Raw genomic sequence first — 9,033 nt, forward strand, 5'->3', positions numbered from 1 at the left:
ATCTTCGATACCGAGGACTGTTGCATCGTGTGCTTCGGATAATACCGAACACCCATCAACAGTAGTCATAACTGTATATTTACCGTAAGCGCGAGGCTCATATGTTTGATCAGTAGCACCAGTAATAACTTTTCCGTCTAAAAGCCATTGATAGCTATCAGCTTGAGAAGCTCTAAGGACAAACCCGTTTTCTACTGTTATTTTAGGAGAATGATTTGTTGTTATAATAAGGTCGCTGGATGTGCTTTGTTCGCCATTGATCTCTCCGTCTACCGTCAAAGTTACAGTTTTTGTGCCTGGAGAACCATAGGTTACCTCATGTGGGCCTTCCCCTGTTGCAGTGGCGGGCACGGCATCAGCCCCAAAGTTCCAGGTATAAGATAGTATGTCCCCTGAAGAGCTGTTGGTAAAAGTTATGGATGTATTGTCTCCACAACTATTGTTTTCTTCAGGAGTATAAACAAAGGCTGCAGTCGCTTCTATTTTACGTGTGATCTGAAAATTATCAATTGCAATACCTACATCGGTGACATAGCTATCAGCAATAAAACTTAACCTGAACCCTACTCTGTCTGTACCTGCAAAATCTGATACATCAGTACTCTTTAGTGAAAAATCACCGCCGGTATTTCCGCTGAATATAGGAAGCCCCTTACCGAATATTGAATATTCTTCAGCACTTGTGGTATACCATCCATCTATTATCTGGCTGTTTAAAAGCAGCCAATTTCTTCCACTATCCAAGGTATATTCGACAATTAAGCCATCCCATCCTTCCTCTAATTGATAATTGGTTTGGAAAGATAAGGTGTAGTGGGCTTCTTGTGAAAAATCAAAGTGGGGTGAATAAAGTATGGCATACGTATCATTTGCATACTGATCTTCAGTAATACCAATTACCCATGAGTTGTCCCCACTTGCTGTTCCGTCCTTACCTTCAACAGCAGATTTGCCTCTTTCAAAAGGCGTACCTCTTACGTTGTCTACAGTAAAGTCTTTAGGCGAAGTTTCAAAATCGCCACCATCTTCCAATGAATAGTCACCATCTTGATTAGGCATAACCCTGATATAGTCAGTTTGTGTTTTTGATTTTTGCCCTCCATTCACAGTAAGTGAGACGCTGTAAGTTCCTGAAGTTGCATAGCTGTGAGATGGGTTTGCCTCTGTACTTGTTGTTCCATCACCAAAATCCCATAGGTAAGTATTGTTTTTTCCTGTAGTGAAATTAGTGAAACCAATTTCACTACCGATATATGTAAGTAATTTATTAGCCTCAAAGCCGGTATAGATATCATTGCTTAAGGCATTTGTAGTAAATAATCCACGTCCAAAAGTGGCAACAACTACTTGCTGGTCAGACTCCCTGTATTGAAGCATGTTACATTTTACATTTGCAAGTCCTTCAACAGTAGGTGCCCATTCAGGTGAGCTGTCGGTGATGTTGTCTGTTGACCAAATTCCAAATTCAGTGGCTAATAAAACTTCGTTTCTGTTCAAGGGGTTGTATAATGCCCACCTTATTGGCATATCAGGAAGATTACCCTCTTTATCGTTCCATGTGGTTCCCCCATCTGTAGTTTCCCATACAGATACTACACCATATGACGACAATGTTACAAGCAGTTGGTCGTCGGATGCACCAATTTCAATGGATGATACATAAGCATCGACAGGAAGTTTGTTGTCGTCAATTCTCGTAACCTCAGGCGTTGTATTCGCATTATCAACAAGGTATACCTGTCCTAGCGAGTTACCCACAAAGATTCTATTGTCTGTATATGGAGAAACTCTGATGTGGGAAAGTCTGTCACCTCCAATATTAAGTTCTTTAGGCTCTTTACCTACTGTACTTCCGGATATATTGCTGTATACGACCATTGAATCAGCTGAATAGCCGGCATATAGTATATCTGCATTATCATCGTAGTCAGCAGGGTTTATGAAACGACCATGGCTTTGGTCAGATGAAAATTCTGAAAAACTTTTTCCTCCGTCAAGGGAACGAGAGTAAACATTATACACATAGCTGGAGATCATGATATTAGAGTTGTCCTGATCAATGAAAGCGAATGCACCATCGCCTCCCGTTACCTCTTGTGTGGAATTGATACCTAAACCACTGAATTTTTGCATTCCGTTATCTTGTGCTCCAGCTAAATAGGTATTTGATACCTCCTCGTTAACTGTTGCACATGAGTAGAATAGTGCTGTGTTATATCCATTAACCATTTCAACAAAATCAGGCGTCTCTGCATCCAGCGAGCTACTATAATAGACCCCTCCGTCATTTCCAAATATTGCAGTATTAGAATCTTTAAAAACCATAGCATGCTGATCGGCATGTACATAATCAGCGCAGCCACCTGTCCAATAAGAAATTAATTGCCAGGTTGCTCCCCCATCAAGAGATCTATGGAGGTCAATTCCTCCTACAATAAGATGATCGGGGTTGTCCGGATAAACGCCCAATATCAGGTCAAAGAACGCTTGTCCTCTTGTGAAGTCAGCGGAAGATTGAGAACAATCTTGATTAGTATAATTAGGCATTGTTACATCTGTCCAGGTGCTCCCTCCGTCCGTGGTTTTCTTGAAGTAGCCAACTTGAACGTAATTACTTCCTTCAGCTACGGCATAGAGCGTATTGGGGTCAGAAGGTGCTGATGCCAACTCAACTCTGTAATTGTTTTCTCCGTCAAGTATATTGTTCCACGTATCACCATTATCAACGGACTTGTATATATTGCCAGAATAGTCACTTGCGTAAATTGTGCCGTCGCTGGCCAAATCAATATCTGTAATAGTTTCTTCCAACGTATTACTCCATGTGTTTCCACCATCTTCTGATATTTCAATACCTCCCCATGTGCCTGCAATAACTCTGGATGAAGAAGTGACTACTATTTTTTGAGTGTAACGGAAGCCTAAACTAGATTGAGGGTCTGTACTAGTCAGATGACTCCAGGTTTGCCCTTGATCTTCACTTTTCCATATACCGCCACCCCTTACATCATTGGTAAAAATTAACCCTGTGCCCGCATAGAAGGTTGTTGGGTTTTCAGGGTCGTAAGCGAGTGTACTCACGGCAATGTTTGCCATAAAGTCGTCTACATTGTTCCATTCAGAATCTGGATTGGTAATATCATCATTGTACCAAATTCCTCCGGCGACTGCTCCTGCCCATACTTTTTTGCCGGAGGGATCATTAGGGTCAAAGAAAAGTGCCCTTGTACGACCACCAACGTTATTGGGGCCTCTTTCATCCCAGGATACATTGGCAATTGCTTTTGAGGTGCTTTTGGTTTGAATTAGGTTTTTAGTAATTTCAAAAGCCCTTATCTTTCTTTCGGATGGTGTGTACCCAAGCACTGGGTCTTTTGTCATGTCAATCTCATGGGCGGCAGCCAAGTCTGGTCTATCCTTTTCTTTTGCTTTTTTCTCTCCTTCTGAGCCTCTTTGCTTAGCCATATAAGCTGCCTTGTCAAAGGGCTTTGAGGGATTGTTATTTAGGTAAATAACTGTTCCAAACGCAACAATTGCGAGTAATGTTAGGTAAAGGTTTCTTTTCATAATTTACGATTTAAAAAATGCGAATTTAATAAGAAATTCGGGAAAAACCTTACGTAATAAAATATTATTGACTATTAAAAATGTATTTCAGAATAATGAACTGTTTGTGTTATAAAAATCAAAAATTATTTTATTGCTTTCTGCATGATTTTCATTTGCAACAATGGTTTAGTCACCCTTGATTGAAAATTGACAAGGCTTAAAATAAGGGATTGTTGCAGTAGGTTGCTCTGTAGAAGGAGGGGGTGATATTATATAAAAATTAAAAGGTGCCTAATAGCACCTTTTAATTTTAAGCTTACTCTTGTTAATCCATACTTTGCAACCATTAATTAAATTATTTGATCTTGGCCTTACGTTATTCCACAAGTTTTATCCCAACAATACTTTAATCATATATAGTTGTAAAGGCTGCTAAGTTTGCACAATAGATTTCAAAGGTCATTTGAGGAGATTATGGGCAATATAATATCCATAATGTTTTGTGGGTACGCTGTCTCCCTTTTATCCTCTAAGTTTACGAAATAACATGAAGCTTAGCGAAAGACATACCCAATGTTGTTTATGCTTTTGCGAACTTTATTTATGTTTTTGAATATTCAGTTTAACACTTTCCGATTTTCCGGTCAACTCCAGAATATACTGACCAGGCTGCAAGAAAGAAAGCATAACCACTTCATTTTGGAAAACGATACCCTTAGTCAAAACAACCTGACCCATCAGGTTATAGATCGTTATCCTGCTGAATCGGCCATCCTGTTTAATATTCAACACACCCGAAGTAGGGTTAGGGAATACACTAAGCTCTCCGGATTTAAGGAGGTCTTCGATGCCGAGGATTGTTGGAGTGTATGGGCTGGATATTGATGAGCAGCCATTCGTGATCACTTCCACTGTATATTCTCCAAAAACTCTTGGATGGAGAATCTGTTTTGTGCCTCCTGCTATAGCTTCACCATCCAGATACCATTGAAAACTCTCCCCCTTCGAGGCCTTTAATGCACCTCCAGCTTCAGGAGTTATAGTTGCATCTTCAGGAGCCGGTCTGGGTATAATATAGAACGGGTCATATTGTGTACTACAGTCGGATAACTCCGCCATTAACTTCACCTGTATGGTATCGGTTACAGGAAAAGAGCTTAGAACCAGATCTTCTCCTGTACCTATGAATTCATTACTGAATACTTTGGAGTTTGTAATGTCATATATGGTGTATATTACGTTTTCCTCAGAGCTTATCACTGTTATGTTTAGAGATTCTTCTGTACATACATCTGTATTACCCATTGATAACTCACTATACGTAGGTGCCAGTACTGAAGCTTCAGGCTGGGTGGTCAGAATTAATGAGCATGATGATGTTAAATCCTTCACTTCCACATAGTAATTGGTTGTTTTTAATAGAACTCCGGTTGAAAAATCGAGAGTAGCACCATTCCCTTCAATAATCGCACTTGCAGGGGTATTATCTGATGCATTAAACATCTGGTATGTAAAACCGGTTTCTGTATTTTCTATATGTACAGAACCTGTTTCGTTTACACAGTGGTTTGAACTTGCCGTAACCGTTTTATTTTGAATATTATTGGTTTCTATGGTGATAAATGAATTTTTAGTCTCATTTTGCGTTCCATTTGATTCTCCTTCAACGGTTAATATGACATCTTTAGTGCCTGATGTTGAGTAAGTTACTTTATGTGGCCCTCGACCTGTAGCTGTAGCTGGTGAAGCTCCGGCTCCAAAATTCCAAGAATAAGATGAGATTGTACCGATGGATTTATCATAAAAAGTTATTTCAGCAGCTTCACATAGATTTACACTTGCCGGAGAGCTGGTGAAATCGGCTATGGCATTTGTCACTGGTGCTGACAAGGTGAAATCGTCAAGCGCCATTCCTATGTCTACTGATGCCCCGTCAGTCACAAAAGTGAATCTGAAAGCAACTCGTTCATTGCCACTTAAGAAAGAAACATCAGTGTTCTTAGTTAAAAAACTACCATCTGTAGTTCCACTAAAAAAAGGCACTTGCGGCCCAAAAACCGAATTGACATCAGAAATTGTAGTATACCAGCCGTCTGCTTTTACATTGTTTAGTTTTGTCCATGTGCTGCCACTATCCAGGGAATACTCAACAATAAAACCATCCCAGGTGTCTTCAAATTTATATTTCGTTTTGAACGATAATTCATAGGTTCCCACTGTTGAGAAATCGAAGTTAGGAGTATAAAGGTGTGCAAGTGAATTATCTGTGTACTGAGCGCTTGCAATTCCTGTTACCCAGGCGTTATTACCACTTGAAGTGCCATCTTTACCTGCGATGGTTGAATTTCCTCTTTCAAAACCGGTGCCTCTGATGTTTTCAGCAACAAAATCGCCGGTAAAGTCATCAAAATTACCTCCCTCTGCCAGAGAATAGTCGCTATCCCTGTCTGGTATAATAGTTATAAGATCGGTTTTTACTCTTTGTTTGAGTCCATTGCCGGCTGATAATTTAACAGTATATGTGCCAGGAGTATTATATACATGTGTCGGAGCTTTGGATGTACTTGTATTGCCATCACCAAAATCCCATACATAATCATTAAAATCGCCGGTATCGAATCCCTCAAATTTTATTTCTTTGCCTATATAAGTCAGGGTTTTGTCAACAGAAAAATCAATGTAGGTCTCATTACTGAATACGTTGGTGGTAAATAAGCCTCGACCAAAGGTAGCAACTACTACCTGGCGATCTGCCGTTCTATATTGTAACATGTTACATTTTACATTGGCTAACCCTTGAACAGTGGGTTCCCACTCAGGTGATTTGGCAGTTATATCATCGGTAGACCAAATTCCAAATTCAGTAGCCAATAACACCTCTTTTCTGTTTTGAGGGTTGTATAAAGCCCATCTAATGGGCATGTCAGGAAGGTTGCCTTCCTTGTTTACCCATGTTTTACCACCATTAGAGGTTTCCCATACTGAAGTCAATCCATAATTAGAGATTGTAATAAGCAGGTGGTTGTCTGATGCGCCCACTTCTATGCACGAAATGTAACCACCAGCTGGTAGGGAATTTGCATCTATATCAGTAACTACGGGTTTTTCTTGGGCATTATCAATTCGGTAAACGCCCCCACTGGAGTTCCCTACAAATACTCTGTCCGTGGTGTAAGGAGATACCCTTAAGTGAGTTAGTCTGCCGCCTCCAACAGAGATGTTCTTCACACTTGTCTTTACGTCTGTTTCTGCAATACCGCTGTATACCACCATGGCATTATTGCCATGTGCCGCGTAAAGTACATTGGCCTTGTCATCATAGTCACAAGGATTGATAAATCGGCCGTTATCCTGATCATCATTAAAACGGATGAAGCTTGAACCGCCATCCAGGGACCTGAAGTAAACATTGTAAACATAACTGGAGATCATGATATTAGGTTCGTCCTGATCAATGAAGCTAAAGGCACCGTCTCCACCTGTAACTTCGAGAGTGGAATTAATACTGACTTTTTTGAACATCTGCATTCCATTATCCTGAGCACCTGCCAGATAAGTATTAGACAACTTTTCATTTGTAGCGGCGCATGAATAAAAGAGAGCTGTATTATAGCCATTAACTCTTTCTTCAAATTCTGGAGTTGCTTCATCCAGATTATCTGAATAATAAACACCTCCGTCATTTCCAAACAATGCAGTTGTGCCATCTTTAAATACCATGGCGTGTTGGTCAGCGTGTACGTAATCAGCACATGAGCCAGTCCAGTAAGATAACAGTTTCCAAGTATTTCCTCCGTCAACTGATCGGTGAAGGTCAATTCCACCAACAATAACTTTGTTAGGATCATCTGGAAATACTCCCAGAATTAAGTCAAAAAAGGCCTGGCCACGAGTGAAATCTGATGTAGATTCAGAGCAGCTTTGGCTGTAATATTTGGGGATTGTGAGGTCAGTCCAGGAAGTGCCTCCATTGGTGGTTTTTTTGAAATAGCCAACACTGATTCCTTCTGTACTCTCCGATACAGCATAAATTGTATTGGGATCTGAAGGAGCTGCCGCCAATTCTACCCGATAACCAGATTCAGAAAGTATTGTACTCCAGGTTTCGGCTCCATCGGTTGATTTGTATATATCTCCCCCATAATTACTAGCATAAACTGTACCATCACTGGCTAATTCAACATCTGTTATTGTTTGGTTCAGAGTGTTAGTCCATGAAGTTCCACCGTCTGTCGATACTTGAATACCTGATGATGTACCTGCAATTATCTTGGAGGTTGATGTGATAACGATTTTTTGTGTATACTCAAACTCGTCAGTTGTTTCCAGATCAGTGCTGATTAATTGATTCCATGTTGCTCCTGAATCCTCACTTTTCCAGATACCACCGCCCCTTACATCTCCCGTGAAGATCAAGCCTGTACCGGCGTAAAAGGTAGATGTGCTTTGGGGGTCATATGCTATTGTGCTTATCGCAATGTTGGACATAAAATCGTCAACATTTTGCCATTGGGCAGAGGGGTCTGTGATGTCATTGATAAACCAAATACCGCCGGCAACAGCTCCGGCCCAAACCTTTTTGCCTGAAACGTCATTAGGGTCATACATTAATGCTCGTGTACGTCCTCCTACGTTGTTAGGGCCTCTTTCATTCCATTTAACATTGGCTATGGCTTTGGCGTTGATTCTCTTTTTTTCTAAAAGGCCACGCGTTGTTTTAAATGCTCTGATCTTTCTCTCAACAGGAGGGTAGCCCAGAGAAGGATCTTTGGTCATTTCAAAATCATGGGCCGCGGCCAAATCAGGTCTGTCTTTTTCTTTGGTTTTTTCTTCCCCTTCCAAATATTTGTGTTTAGCCATGTAGACCGTTTTATCAATGGGTTCTATGGTTTTATTATTCAGATAAATAACAATCCCAGACGCAATAATTGCGAGCAATGTTAGGTGCAACCTTATTCTCATAATGAATGATTTAAAAAATACGAATTTAATAAGAAATTCGGGTAAAGCCTTACATTGTGTAATATTATTGATGTAAAATGTGGTATTGCAGAATATTTATCTACTCTATGTTATAAAACTCAAGGAATTCTTTTACTTCTTTTCTTACTTCCCGTACGGTTTTCCCGTCGTAAGGTGCGGTGGCAATGGCTTTGAAAAGTTCTCCGACCACGGATGCGTTAAAGCCAAGCTTTTCAGCATATATGGAAGCTACTTCCAGTTCAATATCTTCCACTATATTGTCTATATATATCATATGGACCAGATGATATATGGCCTCCATTTTGGACAGCTTGTCTTCCGGCTCAATATATGTTAGTTTATCAAAATTGCCCTCTATATGGTGCAGGTCATCATGCGTCAGGTTCAACTGGGCGCTCCACTTTAACAGACAGCCTACATACTTGCTTTCTACTTGTTTATTGCCCAGGAAAAGAGCCAGAAGATTGAAAAAACTTCTTTTTACAGACTCAAGCTCTTCTT

Annotated in this window: 3 protein-coding genes; all 3 read right to left on the reverse strand. The window is 40.3% G+C overall.

Features of this window, described 5'->3' with window-relative positions; translation table 11 throughout:
• Window positions 1-3,567, reverse strand: a 3,567-nt coding sequence (locus E1163_RS17055) for a PKD domain-containing protein (protein ID WP_221418020.1), incomplete at its 3' end; no start/stop codon positions are given.
• Window positions 3,568-4,146: 579 nt separating this feature from the next.
• Complete coding sequence (locus tag E1163_RS31410) at window positions 4,147-8,409, reverse strand: PKD domain-containing protein (RefSeq protein WP_281353138.1); 4,263 nt, start codon at window positions 8,407-8,409, stop codon at window positions 4,147-4,149.
• Between the two features lie 202 nt (window positions 8,410-8,611).
• The coding region (locus tag E1163_RS30630) for a hypothetical protein (protein ID WP_185156127.1) at window positions 8,612-9,033 on the reverse strand (422 nt) is incomplete at its 5' end.

It is taken from the genome of Fulvivirga kasyanovii, from assembly GCF_009711405.1.
Classification (GTDB): Bacteria; Bacteroidota; Bacteroidia; order Cytophagales; family Cyclobacteriaceae; genus Fulvivirga; species Fulvivirga kasyanovii.

What these genes read in the sequence shown, in the direction of transcription:
- E1163_RS31410 (WP_281353138.1), bottom strand. Translation starts at nt 8,409, where the DNA reads ATGGCTAAACACAAATATTTGGAAGGGGAAGAAAAAACCAAAGAAAAA.